This window comes from Pseudomonas sp. 05N431 (assembly GCF_056397005.1).
Map to the genome: position 1 here is coordinate 39598 of NZ_JBFTMN010000020.1, position 17427 is coordinate 57024.

Here is a 17427-nt window from a genome sequence, read left to right on the forward strand (position 1 = left end):
ATCATCGCTGCAGCCGGGTTTATTGCTCGTCGTTATAGACGAACTTGGGCATTTCCCAGTGGAAACGAATCGCCAGCAGGCGCAGCAGGAAGCCGCCAAACAAGGTGATCAGAATCGCCTGTTCGCCGGGTAATTGCAGGTAAAGGCAGAGCATGTAGCACCACGCGGCAGCGAACGAGACGCTGGCGTAGAGCTCGCGACGGAAGATCAACGGGATGTCGTTGCAGAAGATGTCGCGCAAGATGCCGCCGAACACGCCCGTGATCACTCCGCTGACCGACGCCACCAGCATGCCGTGGCCCATTTCCAGCGCGGTCATGCAGCCGATCAGGGTAAACGCCACCAACCCCACGGCGTCGAGCACCAGGAACAGCGAACGCAGATGGCGCATCCAGCGTGCCGTAAAGACCGTGACCATTGCCGCGACGGTGGTCAGCACCAGGTATTCCGGGTGTTTGACCCACGTCAGCGGATAGTGCCCGAGCAGCACGTCACGCACCGAGCCACCGCCCAGCGCCGTCACGCACGCGATCAGCACCACGCCAAACCAGTCCATGCCACGCCGACCGGCAGACAACGCGCCAGTCATGGCTTCAGCGGTAATGGCAATCAGGTAGAGCATCAACAACATGGCGGCGGTCCTTACGGGAAGGCGCGCAGTCTACTCAGATCGTCAGGGCACCAAAAGAGGGCGCAGTAGAATCTACTTCCGTTCCATTCCCAGCGGCTGGGCGGACGCCATCGCGAGCAAGCTCGCTCCCACAGGAACAACGCAACCCAGTGTGGGAGCGAGCTTGCTCGCGATGGGGCCGGAACTGGCGCCGCAGGATCAGAACTTGATGAAATGCTGACGGTAATGCTGCAGCTCGGCGATCGACTCGCGGATGTCGTCCAGCGCCAGGTGCGTGCTGCCCTTCTTGAAGCTGTCGCGTACGTCCGGGGCCCAGCGCGCGGCCAGCTCCTTCAAGGTCGAGACGTCAAGGTTGCGGTAGTGGAAGTAGCTTTCCAGCGCCTTCATGTGCGTATAAAGGAAGCGACGGTCCTGGCAAATGCTGTTGCCGCAGATCGGCGACTTGCCCTTCGGCACCCACTTTTCCAGGAAGGCGATGGTCTCGGCTTCCGCTTCAGCCATACTGATGCGGCTGTCGCGTACCCGCTGGGTCAGGCCGGAACCACCGTGTTGACGGGTGTTCCACTCGTCCATGCCTGCCAGGATCTCATCGCTGTGGTGAATGGCGATCACCGGGCCTTCGGCCAAGGTGTTGAGATTGCTGTCGGTGACAATAGTGGCCATCTCGATGATGACGTCGGTGTCAGGGTTCAGACCGGTCATTTCCAGATCGATCCAAATCAGGTTCTGCGGGTTTTGCATGTGTCGGCTCCTCGGCGTAGGCATGCAGTTTAGCCTAGAGGACTCTCGGGGCGTGCTAAACTCGCGGCCGTTTTACCTAATCGCTGCATTATCGACACGGAACACCCATGGCCAAACGCCAACTCAATCGTCGTCAAAACTGGCGCATCGAAAAGATTCAAGGCGAGCGCGCTGCCCGCGCCGCCAAACGCGAATCCTCTGCCGTAGAAGCGCTCGAGGGCGGTGATCTTGGCCCCGAGCAGACGGGCCTGGTGATCGCTCACTTCGGTGTGCAGGTCGAGGTCGAAGCCCGTGACGGCGAACTCGCCGGCCAGGTGTTCCGCTGCCACTTGCGAGCCAACCTGCCTGCGCTGGTCACCGGCGACCAGGTGGTCTGGCGCGCCGGCAACCAGGGCATCGGCGTGATCGTCGCGCAACTGCCGCGCCACACCGAACTGTGCCGTCCCGACAGCCGTGGCCAGCTCAAGCCGGTCGCAGCCAACGTCGACATGATCGTGATTGTCTTCGCCCCACTGCCCGAGCCGCACGCCAACCTGATCGACCGTTACCTGGTCGCCGCCGAACACGCGGGCATTCGTCCGTTGCTGCTGCTCAACAAATTCGACCTGATCGACGAGCAGAATGCGCCGGCACTGAATGCCTTGCTGGCGGTTTACCGCACGCTGGGTTACCCGGTGCTGGAAGTCTCGGCGCATCACGGCAATGGCATGGAGCAGTTGCAAGAGCAACTGGACGGGCGCATCAGCGTGTTCGTCGGTCAGTCCGGCGTCGGCAAGTCCTCGCTGGTCAACAGCCTGTTGCCGGAAGTCGAAACCCGCGTCGGGCCGTTGTCCGAGCTGTCCGGCCAGGGCACCCACACCACCACTACCGCACGGTTGTTCCACTTCCCCGGCGGCGGTGAGCTGATCGACTCCCCGGGTATTCGGGAGTTCGGCCTGGGCCACGTCAGCCGTGCCGACGTCGAAGCCGGTTTCATCGAATTCAACGACTTGATCGGCACCTGCCGCTTCCGCGACTGCAAGCACGACCGCGAACCCGGTTGCGCCCTGCTCAAGGCGCTGGAAGATGGCCGCGTGCAACAGCAGCGCATGAACAGCTACCGCTCGATCATCGCCAGCCTGCCCGAAACCAGCTATTAACCAGAGCGCTCAGCAGCCCCGACACTGAAGGCTGCTGACCGCCCACTGGCGCTCCGACAGACAATAAAAAGCCGCGATCATCGCGGCTTTTTATTGGGTCACTGCTTGGGCGGCTCAGCCGGTTTGGCCGGGTCGCCGGCTTTTGGTGCCGGGTTGTCGAACAGGTTCAAGCGTTCCCGAAGCTCATGCGCCGGCAGCGGTTCCTTGTCCGCCGGCAAGGCGTTCGGATCGGCAGGTACGGTAGGCACCTCACCCGGAGCGCCCTGCCCTGGTGTCGGTGTCGGTGCCGGCTCCGCGCCTTGCTCACCTTCGATGGCACGCTGGGCCTTTTTGGTCAGCACGACGATGTCGATGCGGCGGTTGACCGGATTGAGCGGATTTTTACGATCGAACAACGTCGACGAAGCGTAACCCACCACCCGCGCCACTTGCTGTTCCGGATAGCTGCCCGCGACCAGCGCACGGCGAGCGGCGTTGGCACGGTTGGCCGAAAGCTCCCAGTTGCCGAATTCACCGGTGCCCGCATAAGGCTTGGCGTCGGTGTGGCCACCGATGCTGATCTTGTTCGGCACCGCTTTGATGGTGTCGGCCATGGCCAGCAGAATGTCTTCGAAGTACGGCTTCAAGCGCGCACTGCCGGAGTCGAACATCGGCCGATTTTCAGAGTCGATGATCTGGATGCGCAAACCATCCGGGGTGATTTCGAAAAGAATCTGATCCTTGAACTTCTGCAGCTGCGGGTTCTCTTCAACCTTGTTCTGCAGTTCTTGCAGCAACAGTTCCAGACGCTCGTGCTCGACCTGTTCGGCCATGCCTTCGACCTGCTCGGTATCGACGGTGACCTTGTCCGGTTGCGGCTGAGACTTGACCTCGGGATTGAGGGTTTTGTCCGGCGCCAGCACCGGCGTGCCGCCCAGGTCGATAATGAACGGCGTACCGCTTTCAGAGAAGCCGATCGGGTCCTTGAAGTAACCGGCAATGGCGATCTTCTGTTCCGGTGTGGCGGTGGATAACAGCCACAGCACCAGGAAGAACGCCATCATCGCTGTCGCGAAGTCAGCGAAGGCGATTTTCCACGCACCCCCGTGATGCCCGCCAGCGTAGCGCTTGACGCGCTTGATGATTATCGGCTGATTGTTTTCCATGACTTATCGACCGCGCACCGCTTGTTCCAGCTCAGCGAAGCTCGGACGGTGTGCCGGGTACAGAACCTTGCGCCCGAACTCCACCGCCAGCGATGGCGGCATGCCGGAAGCCGAAGCCACCAGCGAAGCCTTGATGGCTTCATAGATGTTCAGCTCTTCCTTGGCATCGTGAGCCAGGGAGTGCGCCAACGGACCGAAGAAACCGTAGGCCGCGAGAATACCGAAGAAGGTACCGACCAGCGCGGCACCTACGTGCAGACCGATGGATTTCTGGTCACCCTCACCCAGCGAGGCCATGGTCACCACGATACCCAGTACCGCCGCGACGATACCGAAGCCGGGCATGGCATCGGCGATACCGTTGACCGCATGCGATGGGTGTTCGAGGTCTTCCTTGAGGCTGAACAGCTCCATGTCGAACAGGCCCTCAAGCTCATGCGGCGCCATGTTGCCGGACGACATGATGCGCAAGTAATCGCAGATGAACGCGGTCATGCGGTCGTCTTTGAGAACCGCCGGGTACTTGGCGAAAATCGGGCTGGCAGCGGCGTCTTCGATGTCGCCTTCAATCGCCATCATGCCTTCGCGACGGCTCTTGTTGAGGATCTCGTAGATCAGGCCCAGCACCTCCAGGTAGAAGGTGTGATTGAAACGCGAACTGAACATGCCCAAGGATTTCTTGAGCACATGTTTCGTCATGTGACCGGGGTTGGCCTGAAGGAATGCACCCAGCGCCGCACCGCCGATGATCATCACCTCGAAAGGTTGAATCAGGGCGGCAATCTTGCCGTGGGAAAGCACGTATCCGCCGAGCACGCTCGCGAATACGACGATGATGCCGATAATTTTAGCCATAGGTAGAAGGTACTTACTTAAGTCGGGTTCAAGGTCATATTCGGAAGTTAAAAAATCTCTTCTTCTACTTATCGGCAAAACTGCGCCAGACTATAGCCAGTTAAGGCGAAAAGCTAATTTGGCCCGCTCCGGGCGTGTTTAATGCAGACGATGATCGCGCCCAATCATGGCTAATGAAACGACCGTTCCAACTGCCAGACCGACCACACTCGAAGGCTGGGTCAAGCTGCTCGATGGCGTGACCTTGCCCGTGCCCCGAGCCAGCCATGATCGCGTCTGCAAGGCAATCGCCGACAATCGCAGCTCATTGCGCGATATTGCCGAATTGATGCAGGGCAGCCCGGCCCTGGCCCTCAGCGTCATCCGCGAAGCCAATCGCCATACCCACGGCAGCATGAGCGAGCCCAGCGAGAACCTGGAAGTGGCGATCAATCGCCTCGGTCTCAAGCGCACCGAAGAGCTGCTTACGCGCCTGCCCACGCTGCCCGAGAACGAAATCCCGCCGGCCCTGCGCCAACTGCAATTGATCAGTCAGCACGCGACCCAACAGGCTAACGGTTTTTTTGCCAGTCGCCTGGCACGACTCTGGCAGGACATCCACTGGGGCAGCCTGCTGTTCCTCTCGCCGTTCTGGCCACTGGCCCTGAGCTTCCCGCAGTTGCTGGAAGACTGGGAACTGCGCGTCCTGCACAAGCGCGAGCCAGCGAGCAAAGTCGAAAAAGAACTGTTCGGCGTACGCCTGCTGGAACTCGGCCAGGCACTGGTGGAACTCTGGCGCCTGCCGATCTGGGTGGGACAAGGCTATCGATTGCTGCTGGATGAACAACGCGAACTGGCGAAAGTCGTGCATATCGCCCGCGACGCCGATCACCCGCTGCGCCAGCAAAACCGCCTTGATGACGACCCGACGCTGCGCCGCTGGCTCAACCAACCCGCCAACACGGTATTGCTGGCCAACGGTCTGGCGTTATCGGCACAGCAAGCCTGGAGCAGCCCTCACTGCCTGCGTTGGCAGTTTCTGACCAGCCTCTACCTGCAAATGCCGATGGACGAGGTCCAGCAGCAACTGCACCAACAAGCCGCACTCAGCGCCCGCAACCACGCCATGCCGGACCTCTGGCATCCGGCCGGAGCATTGCTCTGGCCGTGGGACGAGCGGCGCCTTCATCGCGGCCAGCTTCCGGCGCCCGCCCCCACCGCCGAAGACCTGACAAAGTGGCGCAAACAATGCGCAGAACTGTTGCTGGAGCCTAGCCGCTTTACCAACGCCATGCACCTGACCACTTCAGCCCGGGATGCGCTGGTTGCCTGCGGCATGCGTCGGGTGATGATCCTGATGGCTGATCGCACGCACAGCCAATTGCGCGTGCACCAGATTCACGGCCTGCCTAAAGAAGCCGCAATGCTGAACTTTGTGGCCAGCCAGAGCACCGTGCTGCAACGCTTGCTCTCGCAACAGGCTCAGGTGCGTCTGACGCCAGTCAACAACGCACAATTTTCAGCCTTGCTGCCTGCCAGCCTGCGTGCACTGTTCGGCGGCGAACACCTGCTGCTGCGCTCACTGGTTAACAATGGCCGGGTGATAATGCTGGTCGTGGCGGATCAGGGTGGCGGGCCATTTTCGGAAATCACCGTGCAAGCCTTCGGCAAAACCGCGCAATGCATCGAAAAGGCCCTGCACAGCTTTACCAACCGCGGCCAGTAGTTCCTGCGCTACAATCCTCCCCTTTGTGCTCTGGAGACCTCACATGTCTGACTTCTCTGGCTTGTCGCTGGTGATCGAGCCGAGCGACCTGCTCGCCCGTCTCGATGCTCGCGAACTGATTCTGGTCGACCTGACCAGCAGCGCCCGCTACACCGAAGGCCACATTCCCGGTGCGCGCTTCGTCGACCCCAAACGTACTCAATTGGGTCACGCGCCGGCGCCGGGCCTGCTGCCGCAGCAGGCTGCGCTTGAAGCCCTGTTCGGCGAACTGGGGCATAACCCGGACGCGGTCTACGTGGTCTACGACGACGAAGGCGGTGGCTGGGCCGGGCGTTTCATCTGGTTGCTGGATGTCATCGGCCACAGCAAATATCACTACGTGGACGGCGGTCTGCTGGCCTGGCTGGCGGAAGGCTTGCCGGTTTCGACCGAGGTTCCCGCGGCTGTCGGCGGCCCGGTTGCACTGACCTTGCACGACGAGCCCACCGCTACCCGCGAATACCTGCAAAGCCGTCTCGGCGCCGCCGATCTGGCGATCTGGGACGCACGCGGGCCGCTGGAGTATTCCGGCGAGAAAGTCCTCGCAGCCAAGGGCGGACACATTCCCGGCGCAGTCAATTTCGAATGGACCGCGGGCATGGACAAGACGCGCAACCTGCGCATCCGCACCGACATGCCGCAGATCCTCGAGCAGCTCGGGATCAGCAAAGACAAAGAAGTGATTACCCACTGCCAGACCCACCATCGCTCTGGCTTCACCTATCTGGTGGCCAAGGCGCTCGGTTATCCGCGGGTCAAAGGCTACGCCGGCTCCTGGGGCGAATGGGGCAATCACCCTGACACGCCCGTAGAGATTTAAGGTTTTTTAAGGAAAGTTATGAATAAGCGTTTGTTTATCCTCAGTCAGTACCTGCTGCCTCATCATCTGCTGTCGCGTCTGGCCGGATGCATTGCCGAATGCCGCGTGCGCTGGTTCAAGAACGCCTTCACCGCCTGGTTCGCCAAGCGTTATCAGGTGGACATGTCGCAAGCGCTGGTCGAGGACCTGACCGCTTACGAACACTTCAATGCATTCTTCACCCGTGCGTTGAAAGACGGCGCACGCCCACTGGACCAGACTCCAGGCGCAATCCTCAGCCCAGCCGACGGTGCCGTCAGCCAGCTCGGTCCGATCGAGCACGGCCGGGTGTTCCAGGCCAAGGGCCACAGTTTCAGCGTGCTGGAATTACTCGGCGGTGATGCGGCCAACGCTGCGCCGTTCATGGGCGGTGACTTCGCCACTATTTACCTGTCGCCCAAAGACTACCACCGCGTGCACATGCCGCTGGCCGGCACCCTGCGCGAAATGGTCTACATTCCGGGCCGGATCTTCTCGGTCAACCAGACCACCGCGGAAAACGTTCCGGAGCTGTTCGCCCGTAACGAACGCGTCGCGTGCATCTTCGACACCGAGCGCGGGCCAATGGCTGTGGTATTGGTCGGTGCGATGATCGTTGCTTCGATCGAAACCGTCTGGGCCGGGCTGGTAACGCCGCCCAAGCGCGAACTGAAAACCTTCCGCTACGACGAATCTGCCCGCGCGCCGATTCACCTGGAAAAAGGTGCGGAGCTGGGTCGCTTCAAACTGGGTTCGACGGCTGTCGTACTGTTTGGCCCGGATCAAGTGAAGTGGGCTGAAGAGCTTGCGGCTGGTTCGCCAGTGATGATGGGCCAAGGCATGGGCTTGCCGAACGCCTGATCTACACAGAGATCCAATGTGGGAAATGTGGGAGCGAGCTTGCTCGCGATAGCATCACCGCGGTTTATCAGATAGACCGCGGTGCCTGCATCGCGAGCAAGCTCGCTCCCACAAAGGCCTGCATTCACTCAGGCCACGTGGTGTTACAGCTGACCGTCGCGGTCTCTGAAGCCCAGCAGATACAGCACGCCATCCAGACCCAGGGTCGAAATCGCCTGCTTGGCCGACTGCTTGACCAGTGGCTTGGCACGGAACGCCACCCCCAGACCTGCAATCGCCAGCATCGGCAAATCGTTGGCACCGTCGCCGACGGCAATGGTCTGCTCCAGACGCAAGCCTTCCTTGTGCGCCAGTTCACGCAGCAAATCGGCTTTGCGCTGTGCATCGACGATTGGCTCGACAGCCACACCGGTCACTTTGCCGTCGACCACTTCCAGTTCATTGGCGAACACATAGTCGATGCCCAGCTTGGCTTGCAGCTGTTTGGCGAAGTAGGTGAAGCCGCCCGACAGAATCGCCGTCTTGTAGCCCAGACGCTTGAGTTCGGCGAACAAGGTTTCAGCGCCTTCGGTCAGGCGCAGGGAAGCCCCGATCGAGTCCAGCACGCTGACGTCCAGCCCCTTGAGCAAGGCCAGGCGCTCCTTGAAGCTGGCGCGGAAGTCCAGTTCGCCGGCCATCGCCCGCTCGGTAATTTCCGACACCTTCTCGCCCACCCCGGCGGCCTTGGCCAGTTCGTCGATGACTTCGGCTTCGATCAGTGTCGAGTCCATGTCGAACACCGCCAGACGACGGTTGCGACGGAACAGCGAATCTTCCTGGAAGGCGATATCGACGTTCAGCTCCTGAGCCACGCTGAGGAATTCGGCACGCAGGGCCTGCGGATCGGCCGCTTCGCCGCGCACGGAAAATTCAATGCAGCCCTTGCCCTTGTCGGCCGGCGTGTCCAGCGGCATACGCCCCGACAGACGGTCGATGTGATCGATGTTCAGCCCGTATTTGGCGGTGATCGAGCTCACGCGTTGCAACTGCTCGGCCGTCACTTTGCGAGTCAGCAAGGTAACAATGTGGCGTTTTTTGCCCTGAGCGCCGACCCACTGCTGGTAATCCTCTTCGGAGACCGGCGTGAAACGCACCTGTTGCCCCAGCTCGTAAGCCTTGAACAGGATGTCCTTGAGTACCGACGAACCTTGTTCGGTGTCGGGAATTTCAACCAGGATGCCGAACGACAACGTGTCGTGGATCACCGCCTGACCGATGTCGAGAATGTTCACACCACCCTGGGCCAGTACACCGGTAATGGCCGCAGTCAGACCCGGACGGTCGACTCCCGTGATGTTTATCAGGACGATTTCGCGCAAGGCGCACCCCCGCAAGTGGAAAAAAACCGCATTCTACCCACTTTCAGTGACCATCGGGCACAGCGAGCGCTTTGCCGGTCTGGGGCCTGTCGCTATACTGCGCGTCAACTTCACGGACAAAAGAGCCGAGCTCAGTGAACCGGCCTACGCCAGTCAAAACCGATAACTTCTTTCTGCTGATCTTCCGGGCACTGCGCCATCGCCGTGTACCGATTGCATTGCGCATTGCCAGCCATAACGTGATCCTGGTCGCATTGGCCCTGGTGATCTACGCCTGCGTGATGGGTCTGCAGTTCAAGCAGGCCATGCACGAGCAGGCGGATGCCCTCGGCCAGAGCCTGACCACCCAGACAGCGATGTCGGCAACCGAGCTGTTGGTGTCCAACGACATCCTCAGTCTCAACGTGTTGCTGAACAACCTGACCAAGAACCCGTTGGTGGCTCACGCGGCTATTTATAGTGTGGACAACCGGATTCTCGCCGAGGCCGGACAACGTCCCAAGCATGGCTTGCTGGGCGAAGCCGAAGGCATGTACGAGAGCAAGATCACCTTTCAGGACGTGACGGCCGGTCAACTGCGGATCAGCCTGGACATGGCGCAGTTCGAACAGCCGATGACCATCAGCCTGCAAAGCATGGGCATTCTCAGCGCTATCCTGCTGGCGTTGTCCCTGGCCCTGAGCTTGCGCCTGGGTCGGCACATCTCCACGCCGCTGCTGCAATTGCGGGTTTGGCTGCGCGACATTGACGAACACACCCCGGCGACTCAGCGCCAGGACGAAATCGGTGATCTGGCCCGCCAGCTCCACAGCAGTTATGCACCTGAAAAGGTCGAGCCTGAACCCGAGCCAGAGCCTGAGTTCGACGATTTCGAAGACACTGAAGAGGCCGAGCCGACCTTCGAAGTGCGTAATCTGCGCGACCCGAGCTTCGACGAGAGTGTTCCGGTGGCCGGCCTGAAACCGGCAGCACGGCACGTGGTCAGCGCTGAAGAAGACGAACTGGACGAAGAAGATCCGTTTGCCGACCTGCGCGACACCGCTGCCGCCGCGCCCGCTGCCAAGCCGCAACTCAACAAGCCCGCTGCCCCGGCGCAACCACAGCACAGCGCGGTATTGGCGGTGCAGCTAGGTGCTCAGGATCAACTGCGCCGCCTGCCGCGTGCGCGCCTGACCGAGCTGCTGGAGCGTTATCGCGACTGCCTGGACCAGGCGGCTTCGCTGTATGAAAGCGAACTGCACACCCTGAACGATGGCAGCACGCTGATGCTGTTCCACAGTGAAGACAGCGGCGACGACTACCTGACCAACGCCATCTGCTGCGGTGAGCTGCTGCGTGCGCTCGGTCACCAGTTGCAGATCGAAGTCGCTGACAGCGGCATCACCCTGCAATTGCAACTGGGCCTGACCTTGGGCGAAGGGCTCTTCGGCCTCAGCCAGATTGATCTGCTGCTGACCGAAACGGCTCAGGACGCTCTCGCATTGTCCCAACACAGCCGAAACCTGCTGCTGGTGGAACGCAAGATCAGCGACGATGGGCTGATCCGTCAACGTGCGCGGATCCGCCCGATTGCCAGCCCGGAAGGCGCTTGCTGCGTCGAACGGTTGATGGAGCCTTACCCATCGATGCTGGAGCGGCAACTGGCGCGCATGCATGAGACACGCGCCAAGAGCTGAACCCGGCCCGCTAACCCAAAAGCCCGCAGATGAGTGATTGTCTGCGGGCTTTTTTGTTGCCGGCGGTATAGAAACCGTATCCGTAGCAGCTGCCGAGCCTGCGAGGCTGCGTTCGGCCGCGAAGCGGTCGTGAAATCAGGCAACTCGTTCTTTCAGCCAAACCGCGTGCACAGGATTTGCGAGGACTTCGTCCTCGAACGCAGCCTCGCAGGCTCGGCAGCTGCTACATGCGTTAGACCTGTCCGAGCACCATCCTGCAGAAACAACAAAGCCCGCATCAATGCGGGCTTTGTCTGTACAGCAATCACCTTAGAACCTGAACACTTCCATGTCCGTGCGAATCGGTGAAGCCATCGGGATCTTCGGTTTCTCCGGTTCTGCCGGCGCCGCTGGTTTGGACGCTGGCTTACGCGGTGCTTCGACAACCGGTGGCTGATTGGCCAGCGGCTTGAGCGCGACCGACAGCTGTTCGGCCAAACGTTGCAGCAATATGCCCTGGGCCTGCACCTGAGCCGCCGTACCACTGGCGTGTGGCTCTTGCAGGTGAATGATGCGGTTGTCACGCACCTGGCCGCGACGGTCGATCAAACGCCACTGGGCATCGAGAATCGCCGGTTGCGACTCACCCGAATCCAGGCGAGTGATCGACAGCAAAACCTGTACATCCGGGGTGAAACCCAAGGTCGCCGGTGCCAGCACTACGCGCTGGCTGTCCAGATGGCCGGCCACCTGGCGCAACAGAAGCTGATTGATGTCCGAAGACAAGCTGCCCGCCCAACGACCGTCGATGGACGCTTGCAGGCTGCCATCAGGCTGGCGCTGCAGCAGGGTTTCACGTTGCAGATAATCGGCGATCGATACCGGGCCCAACAAAACCGCCATGCCCGCGCTTTGCGCAGGCTGAGCCGGACTTCCGCTGTCCAGCTGATACAGCGACACCGGTTGGTGAACGCTGCAACCCGCCAGGCCAAATACGCCAGCGAGCAACAAAAATAGAGGAAGGCGCAGAACAGTCATCATCCCATCCAAGTGACAGCCAACAGGCCGGCCACAGTGAAAAATACTCAATCAATATGAAGAACGCAGGACCACCCCCACGTTTGAAAGGCCATATCATCCGTGAATATGGCCTCCGACTCCAGCGCGAAAGTATCGATCTACGGGTTAAATCGTAGATCGAGCGCCCTGGGCCGCTTAATTGAGAGCTTCTACCAATAATGCATCAACGCGCTGAAAGCCCCGTGGCAGCTTGTTGCCACGGCGTCCGCGCTCACCTTTATAGTGTTCGAGGTCATCGGCTTTAAGCGACAGCGTGCGCTTACCGGCCTGCAACACCAGGGTCGCGCCTTCCGGCAATACCGCGATGTCGGTGACATATTCCTCGCGACTGGCCACACGTTCGCCGGAGATACCGATGATCTTGTTGCCCTTACCCTTGCCCAACTGCGGCAGGTCGCTGATTTTGAAAATCAGCAGGCGACCTTCGGTGGTGACCGAGGCCAACCAGTTCTGCTCACGGTCAGCGACCGGGCGCGGCAGAATCACCTTGGCGTTGTTCGGCAGGCTCAACAGCGCCTTGCCGGCCTTGTTCTTGGCTTGCAGGTCTTCACCCTTGACCACGAAACCGTAACCGGCGTCCGAGGCAATGACGTACAGCCCATCGTCCTCAGGCATCAGCACGCATTCGAAGGTCGCGCCGGGCGGCGGCGTCAGACGCCCCGTCAGCGGCTCGCCCTGGCCACGGGCCGATGGCAGCGTGTGCGCCGGCACCGAATAACTGCGACCGGTGGAATCGATGAACACCGCAAACTGGTTGGAACGACCGGACGCTGCGGTCTTGAAGCCGTCCCCGGCCTTGTACGAAAGCCCGGTGGCGTCGATATCGTGCCCCTTGGCCGAGCGCACCCAACCTTTCTCGGACAGCACCACAGTGACTTTTTCGTTCGGCAGCAGATCGTGTTCGGTCAGCGCTTTGGCTTCGGCACGCTCGACAATCGGCGAGCGACGGTCGTCGCCATAGGTTTCGGCGTCTTTGATCAGCTCGCTGCGCACCAGCTTCTTCAGCTTGGCTTCGCTGCCCAGCAAGGCTTGCAGCTTGGCTTGTTCCTTGAGCAGTTCATCCTGCTCATCGCGCAGCTTCATTTCTTCGAGTCGCGCCAACTGACGCAGGCGAGTATCGAGAATGTAGTCAGCCTGGATTTCGCTCAGGGCAAAACGCTCGATCAGCTTGGCTTTCGGGTGTTCCTCGGTACGGATGATGTGGATCACTTCATCCAGGTTGAGGTACGCAATCAGCAAGCCGTCCAACAGGTGCAGGCGACGCTCGACCTTGTCCAGGCGGAATTGCAGGCGGCGGCGCACGGTCTGAACCCGGAACTCCAGCCACTCCACCAGCAACGCCCGCAGGTTCTTCAGCTGCGGTTTGCCGTCCAGGCCAATGATGTTGATGTTGACCCGGTAGCTCGACTCCAGCTCGGTGCTGGCGAACAGGTGCTGCATCAACGCCTCATGATCGACCCGGCTGTTGACCGGAATGATCACGATACGGCATGGGTTCTCGTGGTCCGACTCATCGCGCAGGTCCGCCACTTGCGGTGCCTTGGACGGCTTGGCCTGCATCATCGCGGCAATCTGTTCCAGCACTTTGGCGCCGGAGACCTGGTGTGGCAATGCGGTGACGACAATGTCGCCGTCTTCGATGTGGTACACGGCGCGCATGCGCACCGAACCGCGACCGGTTTCGTAGATTTTCAGCAGGTCGGCGCGCGGCGTGATGATTTCCGCTTCGGTCGGATAATCCGGGCCCTGGATATGTTCACAGAGCTGCTCGACCGTGGCTTTCGGTTCATCGAGCAAACGCACGCAAGCCGTGGCGACTTCCCGCAGGTTGTGCGGCGGAACGTCGGTGGCCATACCCACGGCGATGCCGGTGGTGCCGTTGAGCAGGATGTTCGGCAAACGTGCCGGCAATACCAGCGGTTCGTCGAGGGTGCCGTCGAAGTTCGGGCCCCAATCCGCCGTGCCCTGGCCCAGTTCGCTGAGCAGCACTTCGGAATAACGCGACAGGCGCGCCTCGGTGTAACGCATGGCGGCGAAGGATTTCGGATCATCCGGCGCACCCCAGTTGCCCTGCCCGTCCACCAGCGTGTAGCGGTAGCTGAACGGCTGGGCCATCAGCACCATGGCTTCGTAGCACGCCGAGTCACCGTGCGGGTGGAACTTGCCGAGCACGTCACCGACCGTACGCGCGGATTTCTTGTGCTTGGAGTCAGCGTCCAGCCCCAACTCGCTCATGGCGTAGACGATACGCCGCTGTACAGGTTTCAAGCCGTCGCCGATGTGCGGCAATGCACGGTCCATGATCACGTACATGGAGTAGTTGAGGTAGGCATTTTCGGTGAAGTCGGCCAGTGAGCGGCGTTCAACGCCGTCCAGGCTGAGATCCAGGGAGTCGCTCATGCGGGCCTCATCAGTTCGTTGTCTGGCGCAGCAACAAGGTGCCACTGCGCTGGGTAAATTCAAGTTTTTTCAGGACGCTCACAGCTTCGCGCTCCAGCCACTTTGCGGTGCGGCAAAGCGCCAGACTATCGGCCGGGCTTCGCCGTCCGCGCGAACACCATTGTTGTTGTCGATGCCGATCCAGGCGCCATCGGCATCGACCACCAGTGCTTCGGCCAGACCGTAGGGCTGTGAATAACGTCGATGTTCCTGCAAGGCTTCAGCCGCAAATGACCAGCAACGTTCGACCTTGGCACTCAGCGCATCGCGACGACAGATTTGAAAAGCGTTGCGCTCCAGGGTAAAGAGCTTGCCGTTGAACAGCGCCAGATCCGCAAAATCTTTGGATACCGGCTTGGCGTTGGGAAATTGCGCGGGCTGCATTTCCTTGCCAGCTTCGCTCAACAGCACACAACTGCCGTCACAATCCCAGACGGTCTGTTGGCGCTTGACCAGCAACAGACCGCGCCGCTCGCGCTCGGCCGCCAGCCATAGCTGATCACCTTGCGGATTGATCGCCAACCCTTCGAACAGCGCGTTGAAGTGCAGCAACATGCCACTGGCTCGCGCTTCGCGAACCATGATTGGTGAAATTCTCAGCCACGCGGCTGGCCCCTGTACCGGTACTTGCAGCACCGCCGCATGGGCTTCGCTGACGATGTAGCGGTTACCGGCCTTGTCGCAGGTAATCCCCTCGAAGTCGAGGTTTCCACCGCGCACGAACGATGCCGCCCAGGTGCGCGACTTCAGCCCCCAGGGCAACCCGGTGTCAGGCACCGGCGGCACATTGATGCGCACGGTTTCGGCCTGCCAGACGCGTTCGCTGGTATCGAGCCGGTAGATCTGATCATCATCACGATCGGAAACCGCCCACAGGTCTTTGCCGCATTGCGCCAGCCCCGACAAGTTACCGCCGCGCATGCCATCCACGGCATGCTCGGCAACCAGTGTCAGTTCCGGCGCAGGCTCCGCTGCAACAGCGGACGCCAACAGCAGCAATGCGAGGGCGAAACCGCTCCGCATCAGCCCAGAACCTCGGCCAGATTACCTTTGGACTCCAGCCAGGACTTGCGGTCGCCAGCGCGTTTTTTCGCCAGCAGCATGTCCATCATTTCCGAGGTGGCTTCAAAATCATCCAGCGTCAGTTGCACCAGGCGTCGAGTGTTCGGGTCCATGGTGGTTTCGCGCAGTTGCGGCGGGTTCATTTCACCCAGACCTTTGAATCGGGTGACCTGCGGCTTGCCGCGTTTCTTCTCGGCCACCAGGCGATCGAGAATGCCATCGCGTTCGGCTTCGTCGAGGGCGTAGTAAATCTCTTTGCCGAGGTCGATACGGTACAGCGGCGGCATCGCCACGTAGACGTGACCGGCATCCACCAACGGACGGAAATGCTGGACGAACAAGGCACACAGCAAGGTCGCGATGTGCAGGCCGTCGGAGTCGGCGTCGGCGAGGATGCAGATCTTGCCGTAACGCAGCTGGCTCATGTCCGCAGCGCCCGGATCGACACCAATGGCTACGGCAATGTTGTGCACTTCCTGGCTGGCCAGCACTTCGCTGCCGTCGACTTCCCAGGTGTTCAGAATTTTCCCGCGCAGCGGCAGGATCGCCTGGAACTCTTTGTCCCGCGCTTGCTTGGCCGAACCGCCGGCGGAATCACCTTCCACCAGGAACAGCTCGGAACGCATCGGGTCCTGCCCGGCGCAATCGGCGAGTTTGCCCGGCAAGGCCGGTCCTTGGGTGATGCGTTTGCGCTCGACCTTTTTGCTGGCCTTCAAACGGCGGCCAGCGTTATTGATCGCCAGCTCAGCCAGTTGCAGGCCCAACTCGGGATTCGCGTTCAGCCACAGACTGAAGGCGTCCTTGACCACACCGGAAACAAACGCCGCCGCCTCGCGGGACGACAGGCGCTCTTTGGTCTGGCCGGAAAATTGTGGCTCCTGCATTTTCATCGACAGGACGAAAGCAATACGTTCCCAGACGTCTTCCGGCGCCAGCTTCACGCCTCGCGGCAGCAGGCTGCGGAACTCGCAGAACTCGCGCATCGCGTCGAGCAAGCCCTGACGCAGACCGTTGACGTGAGTACCGCCCTGGGCCGTCGGGATCAGGTTGACGTAGCTTTCCTGAACGCTGTCGCCACCTTCAGGCAGCCACAGCAGTGCCCAGTCGACCGCTTCTTTATTACCGGCCAGGCTGCCGCAGAAAGGTTCGTTCGGCAGACGTTCGAATTCGCTGACCGCGTCTACCAGATAAGAACGCAGACCGTCTTCGTAATGCCATTCGACTTTTTCGCCGGTGGCCTTGTCTTCAAAGCTGACCAGCAGCCCCGGGCACAACACGGCCTTGGCCTTGAGTACGTGCTTGAGACGGCTGATGGAGAATTTCGGTGAATCGAAGTATTTCGGGTCCGGCGCGAAGTACACGCTGGTCCCGGTGTTGCGCTTGCCAACGGTGCCGACCACTTCCAGGTCGGTGGCTTTGTAGCCATCGGCGAAGGTCATCTGGTACTCGTTGCCATCGCGTTTGACGCGCACCCGGACCTGGGTCGACAGGGCGTTGACCACCGAAATACCCACCCCGTGCAAACCGCCGGAGAACTGGTAGTTCTTGTTCGAGAACTTGCCGCCGGCGTGCAGCTTGGTGAGGATCAGCTCGACGCCCGAGACACCCTCTTCAGGGTGAATGTCCACCGGCATGCCACGGCCGTCATCGCTGACTTCCAGGGAGTGGTCGGCATGGAGAATGACCTGCACCGATGTCGCATGCCCGGCCAAGGCTTCGTCGACACTGTTGTCGATGACTTCCTGGGCAAGGTGGTTCGGCCGACTGGTGTCGGTGTACATGCCGGGGCGTTTGCGCACCGGGTCGAGGCCCGAGAGGACTTCGATGGCGTCTGCGTTATAAGAGCTAGCGCTGGGAGTGGCCATGGGGTCTCGTCGTC

14 protein-coding genes are annotated in these 17427 nt (G+C 60.8%); 5 read left to right on the plus strand and 9 right to left on the minus strand.

What is annotated here, in order from left to right; translation table 11 throughout:
* Positions 1-19: 19 nt before the first annotated feature.
* Complete coding sequence (locus AC1DIG_RS25365) at positions 20-631, minus strand: trimeric intracellular cation channel family protein (RefSeq protein ID WP_477769493.1); 612 nt, start codon at positions 629-631, stop codon at positions 20-22.
* Between the two features lie 198 nt (positions 632-829).
* Complete coding sequence (orn, locus tag AC1DIG_RS25370; protein WP_477769494.1) at positions 830-1372, minus strand: oligoribonuclease; 543 nt, start codon at positions 1370-1372, stop codon at positions 830-832.
* A gap of 107 nt (positions 1373-1479) precedes the next feature.
* On the opposite strand from orn, the gene rsgA reads away from it, so the two are divergent.
* Positions 1480-2511: a small ribosomal subunit biogenesis GTPase RsgA gene (gene rsgA, locus AC1DIG_RS25375; protein ID WP_477769495.1), complete on the plus strand. Its 1032-nt coding sequence runs from the start codon at positions 1480-1482 to the stop codon at positions 2509-2511.
* Positions 2512-2609: 98 nt separating this feature from the next.
* On the opposite strand, the gene motB is transcribed toward rsgA, so the two are convergent.
* Positions 2610-3656, minus strand: coding sequence for a flagellar motor protein MotB (gene motB / locus AC1DIG_RS25380; protein ID WP_477769496.1), 1047 nt, complete (start codon positions 3654-3656; stop codon positions 2610-2612).
* A gap of 3 nt (positions 3657-3659) precedes the next feature.
* Positions 3660-4511 (minus strand): flagellar motor stator protein MotA, encoded by an 852-nt coding sequence (motA, locus tag AC1DIG_RS25385; protein WP_427534273.1) that lies wholly within the window; start codon positions 4509-4511, stop codon positions 3660-3662.
* A gap of 166 nt (positions 4512-4677) precedes the next feature.
* Here motA and AC1DIG_RS25390 point away from each other — a divergent pair, with 166 nt between their 5' ends.
* From AC1DIG_RS25390 to asd, 3 genes are read left to right on the plus strand one after another with little or no spacing between them, the layout of a single operon-like run.
* Positions 4678-6216, plus strand: coding sequence for an HDOD domain-containing protein (locus tag AC1DIG_RS25390; protein ID WP_477769497.1), 1539 nt, complete (start codon positions 4678-4680; stop codon positions 6214-6216).
* Positions 6217-6259: 43 nt separating this feature from the next.
* Positions 6260-7075 (plus strand): rhodanese-like domain-containing protein, encoded by an 816-nt coding sequence (locus AC1DIG_RS25395; protein ID WP_477769498.1) that lies wholly within the window; start codon positions 6260-6262, stop codon positions 7073-7075.
* An 18-nt stretch (positions 7076-7093) separates the two neighbouring features.
* The gene (asd, locus tag AC1DIG_RS25400) at positions 7094-7954 is read left to right on the plus strand and encodes an archaetidylserine decarboxylase (RefSeq protein WP_477769499.1); all 861 of its coding nucleotides are present in this window, start codon (positions 7094-7096) and stop codon (positions 7952-7954) included.
* A gap of 143 nt (positions 7955-8097) precedes the next feature.
* Here asd and serB read toward each other — a convergent pair whose 3' ends face one another.
* Positions 8098-9312, minus strand: a complete 1215-nt coding sequence (gene serB, locus AC1DIG_RS25405) for a phosphoserine phosphatase SerB (RefSeq protein ID WP_019691491.1) — start codon at positions 9310-9312, stop codon at positions 8098-8100.
* Positions 9313-9446: 134 nt separating this feature from the next.
* Here serB and AC1DIG_RS25410 point away from each other — a divergent pair, with 134 nt between their 5' ends.
* The gene (locus AC1DIG_RS25410) at positions 9447-10988 is read left to right on the plus strand and encodes an AhpA/YtjB family protein (RefSeq protein WP_477769500.1); all 1542 of its coding nucleotides are present in this window, start codon (positions 9447-9449) and stop codon (positions 10986-10988) included.
* A 309-nt stretch (positions 10989-11297) separates the two neighbouring features.
* Here the strand turns inward: AC1DIG_RS25410 and AC1DIG_RS25415 are convergent, their stop codons facing one another.
* The 4 genes from AC1DIG_RS25415 to parE all read right to left on the minus strand — a co-directional run bounded on the left by AC1DIG_RS25415 (position 11298) and on the right by parE (position 17413).
* On the minus strand, positions 11298-12005 hold the full coding sequence (locus tag AC1DIG_RS25415; RefSeq protein ID WP_477769501.1) for a PqiC family protein: 708 nt from the start codon (positions 12003-12005) through the stop codon (positions 11298-11300).
* A 177-nt stretch (positions 12006-12182) separates the two neighbouring features.
* Positions 12183-14447 (minus strand): DNA topoisomerase IV subunit A, encoded by a 2265-nt coding sequence (gene parC / locus AC1DIG_RS25420; protein ID WP_477769502.1) that lies wholly within the window; start codon positions 14445-14447, stop codon positions 12183-12185.
* Between the two features lie 78 nt (positions 14448-14525).
* A complete protein-coding gene (locus AC1DIG_RS25425) occupies positions 14526-15509 on the minus strand; it encodes an esterase-like activity of phytase family protein (protein ID WP_477769503.1) in 984 nt (327 codons plus the stop codon).
* The gene (gene parE / locus AC1DIG_RS25430) at positions 15509-17413 is read right to left on the minus strand and encodes a DNA topoisomerase IV subunit B (RefSeq protein ID WP_477769504.1); all 1905 of its coding nucleotides are present in this window, start codon (positions 17411-17413) and stop codon (positions 15509-15511) included. The genes AC1DIG_RS25425 and parE overlap by 1 nt, the downstream gene beginning before the upstream one ends.
* Positions 17414-17427 lie beyond the last annotated feature (14 nt).